The organism is Amorphoplanes friuliensis DSM 7358 (genome assembly GCF_000494755.1).
GTDB lineage: Bacteria > Actinomycetota > Actinomycetes > Mycobacteriales > Micromonosporaceae > Actinoplanes > Actinoplanes friuliensis.
Genome location: NC_022657.1, coordinates 5,312,637 through 5,329,602 on the forward strand (window position 1 = coordinate 5,312,637; position 16,966 = coordinate 5,329,602).

Consider the following 16,966-nt stretch of genomic DNA (forward strand, 5'->3'; position numbering starts at 1 on the left):
CACCAAGGATCCGGAGCAAGATGATGAGCGAGCACCTGTTCGCGGACGCGACAGGCTTCGCCGGTCTGGCGCTCCGCCCCGAGCTGCTGAAGGCACTGACGAGCCTGGGCTACGAGGAGCCGACGCCGATCCAGCGTGAGGCCATCCCGCCGCTGCTGGAGGGTCACGACCTGCTCGGGCAGGCCGCGACCGGCACCGGCAAGACCGCGGCCTTCGCCCTGCCACTGCTGCACCGCCTCGAGCCGGACGGCAAGGGCGGTCCCGCCGCCCTGGTGCTGGTCCCGACCCGCGAGCTGGCCGAGCAGGTGTCGCAGGCGGTGCACCGCTACGGCCGTGACCTGGGCGTCCGTGTCCTGCCGGTCTACGGCGGCCAGCCCATAGGCCGCCAGCTGCAGGCCCTGTCCCGCGGTGTCGACGTTGTCGTCGGCACCCCCGGCCGCGTGCTGGACCACATCAGCCGCGGCACCCTCGACCTCGGCGACGTGCGCACGGTTGTGCTCGACGAGGCCGACGAGATGCTCGACATGGGCTTCGCGGAGGACATCGAGGCCATCCTGGCCGAGACCCCCTCGACCCGGCAGACCGTGCTCTTCTCGGCGACGATGCCGCCGCGCATCGACGGCATCGCCCGCCGGCACCTCAAGGACCCGGTCCGGATCCAGATGGGCCGCGAGGAGTCGGCACCGGGTGAGATCCCTCTGGTACGCCAGAGCGCGTACATGGTCTCCCGGGCCCACAAGTCCGCTGCCCTGGGCCGCGTGCTGGACGTGGAGGCCCCCACGGCCGCCATCGTCTTCTGCCGTACCCGGGAAGAGGTCGACCAGGTCACCGAGACGCTCAACGGGCGCGGTTACCGGGCCGAGGCGCTGCACGGCGGCATGAGCCAGGACCAGCGTGACCGGGTCATGGGCCGGCTGCGTGCGGGCAGCACCGAGCTGCTCGTGGCGACCGACGTCGCCGCCCGCGGCCTGGACGTCGAGCAGCTGACGCACGTCGTCAACTACAACGTCCCGTCCGCGCCGGAGGCGTACGTGCACCGCATCGGCCGTGTGGGCCGGGCGGGCCGTGAGGGCGCCGCGATCACCCTGGCCGAGCCGCGCGAGCACCGCATGCTCAAGGCCATCGAGCGGCTGACCCGTCAGCGGATCACCCTGGAGAAGGTCCCGACCGTCACGGACCTGCGGGCCCGCCGGCTCGAGCTGACCCGCTCGGCGCTGGAGACCAGCCTGCAGGGTGACGACCTCGAGCGCTTCCGCGTGGTGATCGAGTCACTGACCAGCGAGTACGACATCGAGACGGTGGCGCTGGCGGCCGTGAAGCTCGCCCACGAGGCCACCGGTGGTGAGGTCGACGACGAGGAGGAGATCCCGTCGATGGCACGGCCGCCGCGCGAGGCCGGGCGGGAGCGGCCGGAGGGCCGGCGCCCCGAGCGGCGGGGTGCGGGCCCGGCCGGCGGTGACGTGGCCCGGCTGTTCGTCGGCATCGGCCGCCGCGCCGGTCTGCGCCCGCAGGACCTGGTCGGCGCGATCGCCGGCGAGTCCGGTCTCAACGCCCGCGACATCGGCGCCATCCAGATCACCGACCGCTTCTCGCTGGTCGAGGTGCCGGAAGAGGCCGCGGAGATGGTCATCGCCGCGCTGGCGAAGAGCACCATCCGGGGCCGCAAGCCCGGCGTCCGCCGAGAGCGTTACAACCGCTGAAGTGTCGCCGGGTCGTCCTCACCGTCGTAGTAGCGGTCGAGGACGGCCCGGAACACCGCCGGATCCTCCGCCGCGTGCGCGAACAGCGTCATCGACGAGCGCAACTTCAGGTCGTCCGGATAGCCGAAGATCTGTTCGGCGGTGCGCCCCTCGACGCCCAGCAGGGTCTCGGCGCTCTCGACGAGCCTCGGCCCGAGCACCGGGTGCGCGAGATACTCGCGAGCCTCGGCCAGGCCGGCGATCGCATAGCGCTGCGCGGTGGCGCTGAGGCCGAGACCGGCGATCTGCGGGAAGACGAACCACATCCAGTGGCTGCGTTTGCGGCCCGCTCTCAGCTCCGCGAGCGCGCGCTCGTGGACGTCCTGCTGGGCGTCCACGAAGCGCGCCAGGTCGCTCACTTCTTGGTGGCCTTGCGGGTGGCCTTGCCGTTGGCCTTCTGGATCGCGCTGACCAGTTCCGACTTCTTCATCTTGGTCCGGCCGCTGATGTCGAGCTTCTTGGCCACGCTGAGCAGGTGGTCCTTGCTCGCGTTGGCGTCGACACCACCGGCGGTCTTCTTCGGCGTGCCGCGGCCGCCGGCCGCCTTGGCGTCGCTCGGGCCCTTCTTGCTCTTCTTCTCCCAGTGGTCACCGACCTTCTCGAACGAGTGTTTGACCGCGGAGAGGGCGGTGCGGTGGGCGCGCTCACCCTCGCCGTACTCCTTCACGGCCGAGTCGTGCGCCTTCACGTACGTGTCCTGGGCCTTCTTGGGGGACCGCTTCAGCGTCCCCGGCAGCTTCTCTCGAGTAGGCATGACCGAAGTTTTCCCGGCCGGCCCGGCATCAAACGGCCCGGGGTACTTCTCAGGGATGAGCCGGAGGTCGTTCCCCGGGCCGATGACCAGCCGCCGAGCGCTGCCTACGATCGCAGCGTGCACCTTCCTCGTGGCCGTGAACAGACCGCCGACGTCCTCGTCGCCGGCGGTGTCCTCGTGTTCCTGGTGCTGCTGGTGCTGGTCACGCCGGGCGGGCCGAACGGGCCCGTCGAGCTGGCCCTCGCCCTGGCCTGCGCGGTCGTGCAGGCCGGCACGGTCGGCGTCATGCGGCGTGCGCCCGAGGCGGCGCTGGCCGTCGGCATCGCGGCGGGCATCGGCCTCGAGCTGCTCGCACCCGGGGTCGGCTGGCTGGGCCAGTCACCGGCCCTGCTCGCCTGCTACGCCATGATCCGCGGGCCGCGACGATCGCTGTGGGTGCTCGCCCTGCTGGTCGCCGCGACACCGGCCAAGCTGGCCGGCGGCGACTGGAGCATCGTGCTGCTCGAGGCGGCCGGGCCCGCGCTCGGCTGGTCACTCGGCGAGCTGGGCCGCACCCGCAAGCTGCGCCGCGAGGACGAGCGGCGGCGCATCGTGGCCCAGGAACGCACCCGGATCGCCCGCGAGCTGCACGACGTGCTCGCCCACACGGTCTCGGTGATCGTCGTGCAGGCCGCCGCGGCCGAGGACGTCTTCGACCGGCGGCCCGACCAGGCCCGCAAGGCGCTCGGCACGATCGGCACGGCGGCCCGCTCGACCCTGGCCGAGCTGCGGGTGCTGCTGCAGACGATGAGCGCGGGTGAGGACGGCGCGGATCCTCCCGGCCCGCAGCCCGGGCTGGGCCAGCTCGACGCCCTGGCCGCCTCGCTGGGTGCCACGGGCCTGCGGGTCGAGCTGCGGACCACGCTGCGGGAGCTGCCGGCGGCGGTCGACCTCTCCGCGTACAGGATCGTGCAGGAGTCTCTGACCAACACCCTGCGGCACAGTCAGGCGACCCGGGCGCGGGTGACGGTCCACTGTGCGGACGACACTGTCCGCGTGGAGATTCATGACGACGGACCGGCGCGGGCGGCCGGGCGGGTCGACGGCTCCGGGCGGCGCGGCATCCTCGGCATGCGCGAACGCGCGCGCCTGCTCGGCGGCACGCTCGACGCCGGGCCGCTGCCCGACGGCGGCTTCCGGGTGCGCGCCGACCTGCCCGTGGCAGCCGCCGCATGAGCCCGATCAGGGTGCTCATCGCCGACGACCAGGAGCTGGTCCGGGCCGGCTTCTCGATGATCATCGACAGCCGTGACGACCTCGAGGTGGTCGGCGAAGCCGGCGACGGCGTGCAGGCGGTCGCGCTGGCCGGGCAGCTCCACCCGGACGTGATCCTGATGGACGTCCGGATGCCGCGGATGGACGGCATCGAGGCCGCCCGTCAGCTCGCCGCCACCGGGCACCCGGCCCGGATCATCATGCTGACCACCTTCGACCTCGACGAGCCCGTCTTCGCGGCCCTGCGCGCCGGAGCCAGCGGCTTCCTGCTCAAGGACACCCGGCCGGACGACCTCGCCGCCGCCATCCGGGTGGTGGCCGCCGGCGAGGCGCTGCTGGCCCCGACGGTCACCCGGCGGCTGCTGGACCGCTTCGCACCCGAACTCCCCGGCGGGTCCCCGCCACCGAGCCTGGAGCCGCTGAGCACCCGGGAGATCGAGGTGCTCAAGCTCGTCGCGCGGGCCCTGTCCAACGACGAGATCGCCGAACGGCTCACCCTGAGCCGGGCCACGGTGAAGACGCACCTCTCGGCGATCCTGTTCAAGCTGGGACTGCGCGACCGGGTGCAGGCGGCCGTCCTGGCGTACGAGACGGGGTTGGTGCGGCCCGGCACCGCTCCGCCCGGGGGATGAGTCACCGACCCTCCCCCGGACCGATTCGCCGGTCACCGTCCACTGAATAGCGTCAGTGCCATGATAAAACTGCTGCTCGCAGCCCTGATCGCCGTCCCTGTGCCCGCACCGGCGCCCAGCGCTCCTGTCACCGGCTGCGCCGCCCTGTCGCGGATGGACCTGCCGGGTGTGCGGATCACGTCGGCCGCCCTGGCCCTCACCCGCACGAACGAGTTCTGCCAGGTCGAGGGTCACTTCTCCCCCGGTACGAGCTTCACGATCAAACTGCCACCGTCGGGCTGGACCGGCCAGTACGTCCAGCACGGCTGCAGCGGCCTCTGCGGCGAGGTCCCCGCCCTGGACGTGCCCGTCGGCGGCTTCCAGTGCGAGGACGCCATCAACGGCAAACTCGTCCTGGCCGCCTCCGACACCGGCCACCAGGGCGACGGCCCGGCGACCTGGGGCTACGACCCGCGCAAACGCATCGAGTTCGGCCTCACCTCCGAGCACAAGCTCCGCAACGTCGCCACGGCGGTGATGACGAGCTACTACGGCCGCGGCCCGTCGCACCGCTACTTCACCGGCTGCTCGACCGGCGGCCGCCAGGCCCTCAACCTCGCCCAGCGGTACCCGGCCGACTTCGACGGCATCCTCGCCGGCGCGCCCGCGAACAACCTGTCGGCGCTCTCCGGCCTGCTCAACCCGTGGCTGGTCGTCAAGAACACCGGTCCCGGCGGGCGGCCGATCCTCCCTGTCAGCAAACTCCCCGCACTGCACTCGGCCGTCGCCCGCGCCTGCGGCGATGCCATCACCGACCCCCGGCAGTGCGCCTTCCAGCCGTCCTCCTTGCGCTGCCCGCCGGGCCAGGACAAACCCACCTGCCTCACCGGTACGCAGGTAGCAGCCGTCACGGCGTTCTACCGCGGCCCGACGGACAGCCAGGGCCGCAGCCTCTACAACGGCGGTGTCCCGTACGGCTCGGAACTGTCCTGGACCTGGTTCCTCGGCCCGGCGGCGGGCGACATCGCACTGAACTACCTGCGCTACCTCGCCTACCCGCACAACCCGCCGGCGTCTTTCGACCTCGGCGACGTCAAGTTCACCAAGGCCGCGTTCGACCGCCTGTCCGTCGTCGGCGACGCCATCTACAACGCCAACAACCCCGACCTGTCGGCGTTCCGCGCCCACGGCGGCAAAATCATCCTCTGGCACGGCTGGGCCGACGCCTCGATCCCACCCTGGTCCACGATCGACTACTACCGCGCGGTCGAGCGGCGGGCCGGCGGATTCAAGGCCTCGCAGTCGTTCTCCCGCCTCTACCTGGTCCCGGCGGGCTACCACTGCCTGTTCGGCCCCGCGGACCCGCCGACTGAGATCGGCGCCCCCGAATTCCTGACCCCACTCATGACCTGGGTCGAGGGCGGCGACGCCCCGGACGTCGTGGGGGTGCCGACCATCGCGCCCGACCTGGAGACCCTGATCCGCTACCTCGAGGTCTCCCCGCACGACGCCCTGGCGCCGGTGGCTGCGGCGCCGGGCAGCCTGAACAGCGGATACCGCTACGTCGGCCGGTACTGACACCGGCGCACAATGGAAATCCCGAAGCCGACCCGCCTGCGACCCGACCTCGCCGCCACCCGCTGGGGCCGGCCGAGGCCCGACGTGGCGGTGCAGTCGCCCCTGATGTCGAGTGATGAACGACAACACGGACGGCGCCGATCGACGAGCCGGCTACCACTCGAGGCTCCACGAAGCGATAGAACGAAGTGGCTGGTTGTGCGCGGAGGGACTGCCGAAATCCTGGAAGTGCAGCACCCCGCTACGGGTTCACGATCGGGATGGCCGACGCCGGCCTGCCGGAACTGTGCATCAGTGGATACTCGGAGATCTGGCATACGATGGCGCTGCTGCGAGCCCTGGCGTCATTGCATGCCAGAACCCCGTTCCGGCCGGGTCAAGAGATAGCCGAGAGGTTGAAGCCGGAGAAGACATTCACGAACGGGGCCGTGACAGAGGCTTCACGGCTGGTGAAACTCCAGGCCCGAGCCGTTGACGACATGCAGATGTTCAATCAGCAAGCGCACGGCTATTTCGAGCGTCCCCATGGTCCTCCAGGCCCCGTGCTCGGCATCCAGGTCATGTGGCCGGACGCCGCGGGCCGGTTTCCCGATCGGCCGGACTACGACCACGGTCGTTGTCCGCAGGAATTGTTCTGACAGTCACCGCTCGCCGGCGGACGGGCTCAGTTCGGTCTTGCGACGTGTCAGTGCCGCTCGTGCGCGGCGGGCCGCTCGAAGGTTGACGGCGGCCAGGACGCCCAGGGTGAGCACGATGCCGGCCACGGCCGGTTCGAACTCGTGCCGCAGGATGGTGATGGCCGAGGCGCCGATGGTGAGGGTCAGCCAGGCGCCGGCGCCGAGCCAGGCGGCGATCACCCGGTCCCGGGCGAACAGCGGGGTCCGCCGGGTCACGGCCCACCCGCCGAACGCCGCCCAGCACAAGCCGATCGTCACCAGGACCGCGAAGGCGACCTCGGTGCGGAGCGGCAAGTCCGGCTCCGTTGCCCAGAGCAGGCCGATCAGGGCGCTCGCGGTGAGACCGGCGAGGGCCACGGTCAGGTAGGCGATCCGCTTGCGCAGGGACAACGGCGCCTCGAGCCGGGACAGCACTTCCTCGGGAGTCATGCCTCGTATCCCTTCCGGACCAGTTCTTGGCGTAACAATCTGCGGGCCCGATTGAGCCGTGACTTGACCGTGCCGACGGGGACCGCGCAGATCTGCGCGCACGCTTCCAGGGGCAGGTCCTCCAGATAGAACAGCAGGAGCACTTCCCGTTCCCGGGCCGGGATTGCTGCCAGAGCAACGGCGAGCGTCTCCCGGTGGACAACACCTTCCGCCGCGTCGTCGCCCTGGACGTCGTCGATCGGTTCAGGCTCCGGGCGCGTGTATGCCTCGCGCAGCCTGTTCATCACCGCCCGGCGTGCGACGGTGAAGAACCACGGCGCGAACCGGTCCGGGTGGCGCAGCCTTGGCAGTCCTTTCACCACGGCCAGCCAGATCTCCTGCACCACGTCATCGTCGGGGGCGCCGAGCATCCGTCCGACGTACCGTTCGACCTTCGGGTGCCAGCCCTGGACCAGCTCGGTGAAGGCTTCCCGTTCACCCAGCTGGCAGCGGACCACCAGCAACTCGTCGCTCATCGGTCCTCCTTCGCCTGTTCAGTCGGCGTGAGGACTCGCCAGGTTCATTCCGAGGGGGCGCACATCCCCGCTCAGGGCAGGGCGACCGCGGACGGGCCGGCGGGGAAGAGCGGCCGGGCACCGGAGCGGCGCGTGGTGAACAGGACCAAGAGCAGAGCGAGGGTCATGGCCACGGCGTACCCGATGCGGAACGCGGCCGGGTGTTCGGTGTACCAGGGCATGACCAGGGGGTTCCACAGGCCGACGGGGTTGTCGTCGGCCGGGAAGGTGAAGAAGTGCCACTGGGTCCAGTTCCAGCCGAGGTGCAGGCCCAGCGGCAGGGCGATGCCGCCGGTCCTCAGAGCGGCAACGCCGAAGACGACCGCGCCGATCGCCGGGCCGGCCGCGGTCCAGAGCAGGTCGGCGCCGCCGGTCTTGACCGACGGGTTGGTGCCCAGGCTGAGCAGGTGGTAGCCGCCGAACGCGGCGGCGAGCAGGGCGACGGCGGCACGCGGTCCGACGCCTTCGGCCAGTCGCTGCAGGGCATAGCCGCGAAAGGCCAGTTCCTCGACCAGTACGGCACAGCAGAAGTACGCGGTGCCGCCGAGCATCAGGGAAGCGCTGAAGCCACGATTGGGCTGCCAGTACAGGACACCGGCGAGCATCAGTCCCCAGGCGAGCAGACCGACGAGGGCGACACCACCGGCCAGGCCGACGGCCAGCTGGGTGAACCGGGGCCGGAAGGAGACCGACCGCCGGCCCTCCAGGCGCAGGCACAGGCGCGTGCTGCCGAGGATGAACAGGGCGGCCAGCGCGACAACCGGCCAGGCCTGACCGTCCTGTGACGCCCAGGGCGGGGCGAACATGCCGACCAGGACAGCCGCGAGCGTCACGGAGGCGCCGCACAGGGCCAGGAACCCCGCGACCTTCCAGCCCGCCGGTACCTTGCCGTTCGTGCCTCGGATGACTGACATCGGTCAAGGATGTCAGTGCGTGGTGGGCAGGCCGGCCGCGGTGGCGGCGATCATGCGTTGGAGCGTCGGCCGCAGCGGCGGGAAGACCCGGGCGATGTCCGGCTCCTGGTCGTAGAGCTGACGCAGCGCTTCCGGGGGGCGGGTCAGGGGGAACAGCTTGGCGACGAACGCGCTGGCTGCCATGACCAGGGACGCGCCGTCGGTGTCGGTCAGTTGCGGGCACGCCGTGGTGATCTGCCGGCCGACGGTGAAGTAGGTGTCGATGGCCCACAGCTTGTAGACGCGCAGGGCCGCGACGGAGACGTTGTGTTCCAGCATCGTCTCGGCGTGGGTGGTCAGGTCGCAGTAGAGCGGCCGGTCGGCGTACGCGTCCGCCAGCGCGGTCGCCGTCGCGGAGAAGCCACTCGCCCCGTGCAGGCCTGCGACCGCGGCGGCTGCCCAGTCGTTGCCCTCCCGCATCGTCAGCTGGAGGTAGATCTCTTCGCGCGTACCGAAATAACGCAGGATGTTGGACTTGGCCAGGCCGACCGCGGCGGCGATGTCGCCCAGGCTGACCCGGGCCACGCCGGCGTCCAGCGCCAGCCGACCGGCGGTGGCGAGGATCTCCTCGCGCCGCTGGTCCTTCTGTTCCGGGCGCCTGGCCCGCTGGAACGACGCTTCCATGACAGGCCTCACCCTAGTCCGCCACTTAAGAGAACGGCGTTCCCTTGTTAAAGGAACGGTGTTCTTATAGCCTCGGTCTCCCCTCACCCCGGAAGCAGGCGCATGAGCACCGACCTCAGCCAGACCATCGACGCGTTCGTAGCTGCCTTCAACGAGCCCGAGCCCGACCTCGACCGGGTCATGTCCTTCTTCGCCGAGGACGCCCGGTACCTGCCCGGCCATGGCCCCGAACTGCACGGCCTCGCAGCCATCCGCGCGGAGTTCGCCCCCCAGTTCGCCGGCCGCTACGGCACGATGACCTTCGACGTGTACGACCAGGTGATCGACGAAACCCGGCGCCGGGCGACGATCCGGTGGGCCTGCCGCCTGGACCTCACGGGTGCCCGCGGCCGGCGCGCCTTCCCACCGGTGCGGTGGTTCGCCCGGCTCCGCTACAACGGCCGCATGCAGTGGCACGGTCTCGACGTCTTCCACTTCGACACCGAGGGGCGGATCACCGGCAAGTTCACCTACGCGACCTTCCGCCTGCCCCTGTGGGAGAAGACCCGCTGAAGTCGCGTCGGTTAGCCTGCTGTCATGGGGGCCGCCGAGCTGGATGAGTTGATCGTCGCGGACGCCGAGGCGCTGCGTGCATGGCTGTCGGACAACCACGCCACGTCGCCCGGCGTGTGGCTGGCCCTGACCAGAAAGGGCGGCCTGGTCACCACGGTGACCTGGCAGCACGCGGTCGACGAGGGCCTGTGCTTCGGCTGGATCGACGGGCAGGGCCGCAAAGGGAACCAGGACATCTCCTGGATCCGCTTCACCCCGCGCCGGGCCCGCAGCTCGTGGTCACAACGCAACGTGTCCCACGTGGCCCGGCTGGAAGAACAGGGCCGCATGCATCCCTCGGGCCGCGCCGTCGTCGAAGCAGCGAAGGCCGACGGGAGGTGGGCGGCGGCCTACGCCCCGCCGTCCGAAGCCGAAGTGCCGGCCGACCTCCTCGCCGCCATCGCCGCCGTCCCGGCCGCCCAGGCCATGCTGGACGTCCTCACCAAGACCAACAAGTTCGCGCTGATCCACCGCGTCAACGCCGTCAAACGGGCAGAGACCCGCGAACGGAAGATCGGCGAGTTCGTCGCCATGCTCGCCCGCCACGAGACGTTCTACCCCCAGAAGGCCAAGCCACCGACCTTGCCGTGATCAGTCAGCGTTGTGCGTACGGGGCGGCCCATGCGGACCGGTCCGGCGTGTCCAGCCTCTCCAGCTGATCGGCGCTCAACTGCAGCGCCACACCGTCGAATGCACTGTCGAGCTGGTCGAGCTTGCTGCCGCCGAGCATCGGTGTGATGCCACGGCTCAGAAGCCAGGCGAGGACGACCTGACCCCGTGTCGCCCCGACCTCGGAAACCACCACGTCCAGGACCGCGAGCCTGGCCGCGTTCCCCGGGTGGTCGTACACCTCGGCGATGTCCTTGGCCGGATTGTCGTACGCGCCGGACAGCAGCGGTGTGTACGCCCACAGCTCCATCCCGTGCTCGGTGGCGTAGTCGGCCTGTTCGTCACTGAGCACACCGAACCGATGCGAGACACCGGGAGGAAGCGTTCCCGGCCGCGGGCGCAGGTAGGTGGCATTGAGCTGCAACGCGTGGAACGGCTGCACCCCGATCGCCCGGGCGTGTGCACGTCCACGTTCGACCAGCCAGGCCGGATGGTTGGAGACGCCGATCCGGTCCGCGGGCAACGCGGCGAGCGCCTCGACGGTGTCCTCGATGGGCACCGAACGGTCCTCCTGATGCAGCCACAGGAGATCCACCCGGTCGATGCCGAGCCGGTCGAGACTGCCGGCAAACGCCGCCCGCACCGCTTCCGGGGACAACCCTTCACGACGGTCAGGCCACGAACCCGGTTCGAGCGGCTCGGCACCGAGCTTGGTGGCGATCCGTACCCGGTCACGAACCCCGGGCCGCGCCGCGAGCCACCGGCCGAGCACCCGTTCGCTGTCACCTCCGCGACCGGTCTTGCTCGCCCAGAACGAGTAACAGTCAGCGGTATCGATCCAGACACCGCCCCGCTCGACGAACCGGTCGAGCAACGCGAAAGAGGTGTCCTCGTCGATGGTGGTGCCGAACATCATCGCCCCGAGCACGAGCGGAGACAGCGTCGCTTCAGTCATGACGCCGACCCTGGCACCTGGAGCGCACTCCAGATCAAGCGTGCCCTGCATCACACCGCGACGGCCGATCCTGTCATTGACCGTCTCAGACCGGCCGCTTCGCATGGTGCCGGTTGTGTGCTGCGGCGCCGCCCCAAGGACCAGCCTCCGACAAAACCCTGGCTATCTCTCCAGGAGCCAACCAGCGTTGATGGAGAGTCCTGGTCACCCACCCGTGGAGGCGAACCGTGAGCGTCCTCGGCCCTCTGATCGCTCTCGCAGGCGTCCTTCTGGGCGCCGTGCTGTCGTAAGTCTTCTCACGTCGGGGTGAGAGACGGTGGGCTCTCAACCGTGAGTAGAGAGTGCGCCAGCACAACTGGCCGAACGATGAGACCAGCGGAGGCCGGCTTAGACGCGACCACCCGAGATCTCATTACCACGGACAGACGAGCGCTGACGGCGCGCCTAGAACTCACACGCGAGGGGTCGCCGAATTTAACCGTCGCCTACAACCGCCCAAGAAGATCCGTCTTCTTTGATGTGAACTCCTCGTCGGTAAGGATTCCCGAGGCATGGAGCTCACCCAGCCGACGGATTCGGTCAATGATGTCTTCCTTCTCGGTCGCCGACGAAGCAGCCGGAGCAGCCGGCGCTGAGGTAGGAGCAGGTGCGGGCGGAGCGGCAATCGGCCCGGCGGAAAATGCGCCTTTGCTGTTCACCCGGTCCCGGACCATGTCGACGAGTGCCTTGCCCGCATTCTTTTCCACATTCTTGATTTCGGCTTTGTTGCCTGAGGCGAAGATGGTGATCGCGCCCAGCACCATCCCCGCCGACCACTGGATCGACGAAATGCGTTCGATCGGGAAGTCCTCGGACTGCTGCGACATCATGCCGTGGACGACGAACAGCAGTCGTCGGTCCGTCACCACGAGCAGACCGGTTCCCTTGCCGTATTGACCTCCAACCATCCGCTCGACCGTCTCGCCCTCCCAGAGGTAACCTTCCAAGTTCTTTACCTCCCTGCCCGTCCCGAGCGAGGAAGGCATTTGAGCCTTAGCGGCAGCGATATCGGGGCGTAGTGGCGTATCTGCCATGTTGTGAACCTCCGGGAGCGTGATCAGGAAGGTGTCGCCCAGAATGACGAAGTCCTCCCAACATTGGCGATCTTGAGGATACAGGCGAAGGCGGTAGGATCCGAGGCCAACCTGGAGGAAGTCATCCATCATGCGTACTTAGGGCGAGTGCAGAATGAGCGCAACGAGTGGCAACCTCAGCCGAGGCATCCTGGGTTTCGCAGCTTAAGTGGATGATCGCTGTCCAGCGCTGCCTCATTCCTAACCGTGCGTCGATGGCACTCCCTGCTCGCGATTTGATAGGACCGTTGTAGCTACCCAGTTTGGGCTGCGAGACCATTCGGAAGCTGTGTCACCGCTAGGCGTCGGCGCGTACGTAGCCGCCGCACCAGCTCTCCGGGCTGTCGCCGTTGCGGGCCTGGAGGACCTCACTCCACACGATTCATGGGCGACGCACACGAGCTGGGTGGCCGACTCGCACGGCGTGACTGCTGCGCGTCGGCTCAAGCAGGCCAATGCGAGCGTGACGATTAGGCACTACGCCCGTCCGATTGACGAGTGGGACGCCCAGGTTGCGAAGCACCTCGACAAGCTCGGCACGCAACGGCCTTCGGGCACGCAACGGGAACCGAAGCAGGAGACATGGGGCTCATGATCCGGGATCAAGGCTCTGAGCTGACGCGCCCCGCAGGATTTGGACCTGCGACCGACGGATTAGAAGTTCGTTGATCGGCGCCAGAGCGATCCGCGGCTTCTAGGGTGGCGGGGTGCAGAGGGTTGCGTTGGTGACAGGGTCGGTGTCGGGGATCGGGGCGGCCACAGCGCGCCGCCTCGCTGCGGACGGCATGAAGGTTGCTGTTCATTCGCGGGTGAGTCGTGAGGCCGGGATCAGGCTGGCCGAGGAGCTCGGCGGGTCCTACCACCAAGCGGATCTCGCCGACGACGACGCAGCCGCCGGCCTCGTGCCAGAAGTGCTGGATACACACGGCCGGCTCGACGTGCTCGTCAACAACGCCGGCATCAGTTGGCCCGTCCCGCACGACGACCTTGAGGGCCTGACCGCCGCGGATTGGCGGCGGCTGCTCGATGTCAACCTCATCGCGCCCTGGCTGCTCTGCACCGCTGCACTCCCAGCACTGAAGGAAACAAGCGGTTGCATCGTCAATGTGACCAGCCATGCCGGCGTGCGACCGAAGGGCGGTTCGATCGCGTACGCCGCGAGCAAAGCAGCCCTCAACCACGTCACCAAGCTGCTCGCCGCGGCGCTCGGGCCGGAGGTGCGGGTCAATGCTGTTGCGCCCGGGCTCGTCGATACGCCGCTGACGAAAGACTGGACGGCGGCGCAGGAGCTGTGGAAGACCGTGAGTCCGATGCGGCGGGCGGCGAAGCCGCAGGATGTGGCTGATCTGATTGCGATGCTGATCGACCACGACTACGTGACGGGAGAGGTCATTGTGCTGGATGGCGGGCTGAATCTGCGGTGAGGCCGAGCATCGGCGCCGCCGCGTGGCAGCGGGGTGGGTCGCCGAGGATGTCGGTGGAGTCGACGGCCTGGTCGATCGTGCCGGGGAGGCGGCCGATGGGGCCGTCGCGGCGACCGCCGAGACGGTCCAGCAGGGCGCGCAGGTCCGGGTCGGTGATCGCCGTTGTCAGGGCCACGACCAAGCGGTCCGCACCGATCACGCGCACGTCGCGGGTGTAGTACTGGCGCGGTGACGGGTCGATCGGCTCGGCGAGGTTCAGGTCGTTGGTCGCGGCCGCGAGCAGGCTCGCCGCCCGGACCAGCGCGTCCTCCCGCTCCCGCCAGCCGGGCGCCGACAGCGCGGCGGTCAGGAGCGGACCGACCGGCGCGGCCAGGTCCAGACGGGCAAAAGCACTGCCGAGCCACTTCGTGTACGGCGCCCAGCGGCGTTCGATCAGGAAAGCGAGTCTGACGAGTTCGCGGGTGAGGCGGGCTGTCACGAGCCGGGAGCCCAGGTCGTCGCCGACCCCGCCGGTACGCTCGGGGAAAGCTTCCTCCTGCGCGACCTTGAGCCAGCTCGCGGCCAGGGCGTACCGCCACACGTCGTCCGGGTACCAGCGGAGCAGGGACTGGTAGCGGGCGACCTCACCGACGGGGTCGTGGAAGACGGCGCCGGCGGTGAGGGTGGCGAGGACCTGGGTCGGTGTGAGCAGCCAGTCCGCGGGTCGCATGCCCGCGGCCGGGTCGAAGCCGAGGCGCTCGCCGAAGAAGGCGCGGACCGAGGTGAACTCGGCGCCCGGGGGTGCCGGGGCCGGCGGGTCGACGCCGCGGGGCAGGAAGATCTGGACCCGGGGGTCGAAGTCGTGGTCGGTTGAGACCTCGTCGTCGAAGCCCAGGACCTCCGAGCCGGCACCGAGCAGGGCAGCCGCGTGCGGCCGTCCGCCCAGCGACGGGCGGACGGCCTCCTCGTAGAGGCGCCGGGACAGCGCGATCCCGTGCACGGCTCAGTAGCGGCAGCGCAGGACGACCATGGTGTGGCCGCCGACGTCGAGCTTGCCGCCGGCTTTCACCGTGCGCTTGCGGGCCAGCAGCAGGGGGTCGCCCGTGTGCACCACCGGCTCCCAGCCCCGGCCGTACGAGCGGGGTGGCAGGGTGAAGGTGACCTCGTCGGCGAGCGGGTTGAACAGCACGAGGAACGAGTCGTCGACGATCGGGTCGCCCAGAGCGCCGCGTTCCGGGATGCCGTGGCCGTTGAGGAACACGGTCATGGTCATGCCCGACTGGGCACCCCAGTCCTCGCCGGTCATCGGCTCGCCGTCACGGCGCAGCCAGGCGATGTCGGGGACCTTCGTGTCGGGTACGGGCTCACCGGTGAAGAACCGCCGGCGCCGGAAGATCGGGTGGTCGGCGCGGAGCTTGGTCAGCCGGGCGGTGAACAACGTCAGGACGTCGTGGTGGCGGGCGTCCTCCCAGTCGATCCAGCTGAGTTCGCTGTCCTGGGCGTACACGTTGTTGTTGCCCTGCTGGGTGCGGCTGAGCTCGTCGCCGTGGGCGACCATCGGCACGCCCTGCGACAGCAGGAGCGTGGCGAGGAAGTTGCGCTTCTGCCGTTCGCGCAGCTGGACGACCTCGGCGTCGTCGGTCGGGCCCTCGATGCCGCCGTTCCACGAGCGGTTGTGGCTCTCGCCGTCGCGGTTGTCCTCGCCGTTGGCGTCGTTGTGCTTCTCGTTGTACGACACCAGGTCGTTGAGCGTGAATCCGTCGTGCGCCGTGACGAAGTTGATCGACGCGATGGGACGGCGCCCGTCGATCTCGTACAGGTCGGAGGAGCCGGTGAAGCGGGAGGCGAACTCGCCGAGGCTGGCCGGCTCGCCGCGCCAGAAGTCGCGGACGGAGTCGCGGTACTTGCCGTTCCACTCGGTCCACAGCGGCGGGAAGCCGCCGACCTGGTAGCCGCCGTCGCCGACGTCCCACGGCTCGGCGATCAGCTTGACCTGCGACACGACGGGGTCCTGGTTGACCAGGTCGAAGAACGCGGCGAGCCGGTTGACCTCGTGGAACTCGCGGGCCAGCGCCGACGCGAGGTCGAAGCGGAAACCGTCGACGTGCATCTCGGTCACCCAGTAGCGCAACGAGTCCATGATCAGTCGCAGCGACTCGTGGTGCCGGACGTTGAGGCTGTTGCCGGTGCCGGTGGTGTCGTAGTAGTACTGCTTGTTGTCGTCGACGAGCCGGTAGTACGCGGGGTTGTCGATGCCGCGGAACGACAGCGTCGGCCCGAGGTGGTTGCCCTCGGCGGTGTGGTTGTAGACCACGTCGAGGATGACCTCGATGCCGGCCGCGTGCAGGGCCTTGACCATCGACTTGAACTCCTGCACCTGGCCGCCGCGGCCCCCGAACGACGAGTAGTCGTTGTGCGGCGCAAAGAAGCCGATGGTGTTGTAACCCCAGTAGTTCGACAGGCCCCGCTCGATCAGGCCGCTGTCGTGCACGAACTGGTGGACCGGCATCAACTCGACGGCAGTCACCCCGAGGTCCTTGAAATGCTTGATCATCTCGGGGTGGGCCAGACCGGAGTAGGTGCCGCGCACGTCCTCGGGGATGGCCGGGTGCTGCGCGGTCATGCCCTTGACGTGCGCCTCGTAGATCACCGTTTCGTGGAACGGGATGCGCAGCGGCCGGTCGTTGGCCCAGTCGAAGAACGGACTGATCACGACCGAGCGCATCGCGTACGGGGCGGAGTCGGCGGAGTTCAGGCTGTCCGGGTCACCGAAGTGGTACGAGAACAGCGCGTTGTTCCACTCGTTGTGCCCCTCGATCGCCTTCGCGTACGGGTCGAGCAGCAGCTTGGCCGGGTTGCAGCGCAGCCCCGCCGCCGGGTCGTACGGCCCGTGGACGCGGTACCCGTACCGCTGGCCGGGGACGATCCGGGGCAGGTAGCCGTGCCAGACCAGCGCCTCGCGTTCGGGCAGGTCGATCCGGGTCTCGGTGCCGTCGTCGTCGAAGAGGCAGAGCTCGACGCGATCGGCGACCTCGGAGAACAGTGCAAAGTTCGTGCCGCCGCCGTCGTACGTGGCGCCGAGCGGGTAGGGGTTCCCCGGCCAGATTTTCATGCCTGCCATCA

The 16,966-nt window shown here is 69.5% G+C and carries 18 protein-coding genes; 8 read left to right on the forward strand and 10 right to left on the reverse strand.

Annotated elements, in window-relative coordinates:
* Window positions 1–23: 23 nt before the first annotated feature.
* A complete protein-coding gene (locus AFR_RS24725) occupies window positions 24–1,700 on the forward strand; it encodes a DEAD/DEAH box helicase (RefSeq protein WP_041842660.1) in 1,677 nt (558 codons plus the stop codon).
* On the opposite strand, the gene AFR_RS24730 is transcribed toward AFR_RS24725, so the two are convergent.
* Together AFR_RS24730 and AFR_RS24735 are read right to left on the reverse strand one after the other, a co-directional pair.
* Window positions 1,688–2,098, reverse strand: coding sequence for a DUF1810 domain-containing protein (locus AFR_RS24730; RefSeq protein WP_023363773.1), 411 nt, complete (start codon window positions 2,096–2,098; stop codon window positions 1,688–1,690). The genes AFR_RS24725 and AFR_RS24730 overlap by 13 nt on opposite strands.
* Window positions 2,095–2,493 carry a ChaB family protein gene (locus tag AFR_RS24735; protein WP_023363774.1) on the reverse strand — a complete coding sequence of 133 codons (399 nt, stop codon included), beginning with the start codon at window positions 2,491–2,493 and terminating at the stop codon, window positions 2,095–2,097. The genes AFR_RS24730 and AFR_RS24735 overlap by 4 nt, the downstream gene beginning before the upstream one ends.
* A 117-nt stretch (window positions 2,494–2,610) precedes the next feature.
* Between AFR_RS24735 and AFR_RS24740 the strand changes: the two genes are divergently transcribed.
* The 4 genes from AFR_RS24740 (at window position 2,611) to AFR_RS24755 (ending at window position 6,574) form a co-directional block, all read left to right on the forward strand.
* The gene (locus AFR_RS24740; protein ID WP_023363775.1) at window positions 2,611–3,708 is read left to right on the forward strand and encodes a sensor histidine kinase; all 1,098 of its coding nucleotides are present in this window, start codon (window positions 2,611–2,613) and stop codon (window positions 3,706–3,708) included.
* Complete coding sequence (locus AFR_RS24745; protein WP_041841099.1) at window positions 3,705–4,379, forward strand: response regulator; 675 nt, start codon at window positions 3,705–3,707, stop codon at window positions 4,377–4,379. Before AFR_RS24740 ends, AFR_RS24745 begins: the two co-directional genes overlap by 4 nt.
* A gap of 60 nt (window positions 4,380–4,439) precedes the next feature.
* On the forward strand, window positions 4,440–5,936 hold the full coding sequence (locus AFR_RS24750; protein ID WP_023363777.1) for a tannase/feruloyl esterase family alpha/beta hydrolase: 1,497 nt from the start codon (window positions 4,440–4,442) through the stop codon (window positions 5,934–5,936).
* Between the two features lie 188 nt (window positions 5,937–6,124).
* Window positions 6,125–6,574: a DUF4262 domain-containing protein gene (locus tag AFR_RS24755; protein WP_274519428.1), complete on the forward strand. Its 450-nt coding sequence runs from the start codon at window positions 6,125–6,127 to the stop codon at window positions 6,572–6,574.
* A 3-nt stretch (window positions 6,575–6,577) separates the two neighbouring features.
* Here the strand turns inward: AFR_RS24755 and AFR_RS24760 are convergent, their stop codons facing one another.
* From AFR_RS24760 to AFR_RS24775, 4 genes are all read right to left on the reverse strand, one after another.
* Window positions 6,578–7,042 carry a hypothetical protein gene (locus AFR_RS24760; RefSeq protein WP_023363779.1) on the reverse strand — a complete coding sequence of 155 codons (465 nt, stop codon included), beginning with the start codon at window positions 7,040–7,042 and terminating at the stop codon, window positions 6,578–6,580.
* Window positions 7,039–7,557: an RNA polymerase sigma factor gene (locus tag AFR_RS24765; RefSeq protein WP_023363780.1), complete on the reverse strand. Its 519-nt coding sequence runs from the start codon at window positions 7,555–7,557 to the stop codon at window positions 7,039–7,041. The genes AFR_RS24760 and AFR_RS24765 overlap by 4 nt, the downstream gene beginning before the upstream one ends.
* Window positions 7,558–7,628: 71 nt before the next feature.
* Window positions 7,629–8,510: a CPBP family intramembrane glutamic endopeptidase gene (locus tag AFR_RS43885; protein ID WP_023363781.1), complete on the reverse strand. Its 882-nt coding sequence runs from the start codon at window positions 8,508–8,510 to the stop codon at window positions 7,629–7,631.
* Between the two features lie 12 nt (window positions 8,511–8,522).
* Entirely contained in the window at window positions 8,523–9,173 is a 651-nt protein-coding gene (locus tag AFR_RS24775) for a TetR/AcrR family transcriptional regulator (RefSeq protein ID WP_023363782.1), read from the reverse strand.
* A gap of 102 nt (window positions 9,174–9,275) precedes the next feature.
* Between AFR_RS24775 and AFR_RS24780 the strand changes: the two genes are divergently transcribed.
* Both AFR_RS24780 and AFR_RS24785 read left to right on the forward strand, forming a co-directional pair.
* Window positions 9,276–9,725 carry a YybH family protein gene (locus AFR_RS24780; RefSeq protein ID WP_023363783.1) on the forward strand — a complete coding sequence of 150 codons (450 nt, stop codon included), beginning with the start codon at window positions 9,276–9,278 and terminating at the stop codon, window positions 9,723–9,725.
* Window positions 9,726–9,749: 24 nt separating this feature from the next.
* Window positions 9,750–10,355 (forward strand): YdeI/OmpD-associated family protein, encoded by a 606-nt coding sequence (locus AFR_RS24785; RefSeq protein ID WP_023363784.1) that lies wholly within the window; start codon window positions 9,750–9,752, stop codon window positions 10,353–10,355.
* Window positions 10,356–10,359: 4 nt separating this feature from the next.
* On the opposite strand, the gene AFR_RS24790 is transcribed toward AFR_RS24785, so the two are convergent.
* Complete coding sequence (locus tag AFR_RS24790; protein ID WP_023363785.1) at window positions 10,360–11,328, reverse strand: aldo/keto reductase; 969 nt, start codon at window positions 11,326–11,328, stop codon at window positions 10,360–10,362.
* A gap of 485 nt (window positions 11,329–11,813) precedes the next feature.
* A complete protein-coding gene (locus tag AFR_RS24795) occupies window positions 11,814–12,530 on the reverse strand; it encodes a PH domain-containing protein (RefSeq protein ID WP_023363786.1) in 717 nt (238 codons plus the stop codon).
* A 617-nt stretch (window positions 12,531–13,147) separates the two neighbouring features.
* Between AFR_RS24795 and AFR_RS24800 the strand changes: the two genes are divergently transcribed.
* A complete protein-coding gene (locus AFR_RS24800; RefSeq protein WP_041841100.1) occupies window positions 13,148–13,864 on the forward strand; it encodes an SDR family NAD(P)-dependent oxidoreductase in 717 nt (238 codons plus the stop codon).
* Here the strand turns inward: AFR_RS24800 and AFR_RS24805 are convergent.
* Together AFR_RS24805 and glgX are read right to left on the reverse strand one after the other, a co-directional pair.
* Window positions 13,830–14,843 carry a DUF4037 domain-containing protein gene (locus AFR_RS24805; RefSeq protein ID WP_023363788.1) on the reverse strand — a complete coding sequence of 338 codons (1,014 nt, stop codon included), beginning with the start codon at window positions 14,841–14,843 and terminating at the stop codon, window positions 13,830–13,832. The two genes, AFR_RS24800 and AFR_RS24805, sit on opposite strands and share 35 nt — an antisense overlap.
* Window positions 14,844–14,846: 3 nt before the next feature.
* Window positions 14,847–16,955, reverse strand: a complete 2,109-nt coding sequence (glgX, locus tag AFR_RS24810; RefSeq protein WP_023363789.1) for a glycogen debranching protein GlgX — start codon at window positions 16,953–16,955, stop codon at window positions 14,847–14,849.
* Between the last annotated feature and the right edge of the window lie 11 nt (window positions 16,956–16,966).

Excerpts from the sequence above, each read along its gene's own strand:
- AFR_RS24725 (WP_041842660.1), top strand. The coding sequence starts at position 24 with ATGAGCGAGCACCTGTTCGCGGACGCGACAGGCTTCGCCGGTCTGGCG.
- AFR_RS24735 (WP_023363774.1), bottom strand. The coding sequence starts at position 2,493 with ATGCCTACTCGAGAGAAGCTGCCGGGGACGCTGAAGCGGTCCCCCAAG.
- AFR_RS24745 (WP_041841099.1), top strand. The coding sequence starts at position 3,705 with ATGAGCCCGATCAGGGTGCTCATCGCCGACGACCAGGAGCTGGTCCGG.
- AFR_RS24750 (WP_023363777.1), top strand. The coding sequence starts at position 4,440 with ATGATAAAACTGCTGCTCGCAGCCCTGATCGCCGTCCCTGTGCCCGCA.
- AFR_RS24760 (WP_023363779.1), bottom strand. The coding sequence starts at position 7,042 with ATGACTCCCGAGGAAGTGCTGTCCCGGCTCGAGGCGCCGTTGTCCCTG.
- AFR_RS24765 (WP_023363780.1), bottom strand. The coding sequence starts at position 7,557 with ATGAGCGACGAGTTGCTGGTGGTCCGCTGCCAGCTGGGTGAACGGGAA.
- AFR_RS43885 (WP_023363781.1), bottom strand. The coding sequence starts at position 8,510 with ATGTCAGTCATCCGAGGCACGAACGGCAAGGTACCGGCGGGCTGGAAG.
- AFR_RS24775 (WP_023363782.1), bottom strand. The coding sequence starts at position 9,173 with ATGGAAGCGTCGTTCCAGCGGGCCAGGCGCCCGGAACAGAAGGACCAG.
- AFR_RS24780 (WP_023363783.1), top strand. The coding sequence starts at position 9,276 with ATGAGCACCGACCTCAGCCAGACCATCGACGCGTTCGTAGCTGCCTTC.
- AFR_RS24785 (WP_023363784.1), top strand. The coding sequence starts at position 9,750 with ATGGGGGCCGCCGAGCTGGATGAGTTGATCGTCGCGGACGCCGAGGCG.
- AFR_RS24790 (WP_023363785.1), bottom strand. The coding sequence starts at position 11,328 with ATGACTGAAGCGACGCTGTCTCCGCTCGTGCTCGGGGCGATGATGTTC.
- AFR_RS24795 (WP_023363786.1), bottom strand. The coding sequence starts at position 12,530 with ATGGATGACTTCCTCCAGGTTGGCCTCGGATCCTACCGCCTTCGCCTG.
- glgX (WP_023363789.1), bottom strand. The coding sequence starts at position 16,955 with ATGAAAATCTGGCCGGGGAACCCCTACCCGCTCGGCGCCACGTACGAC.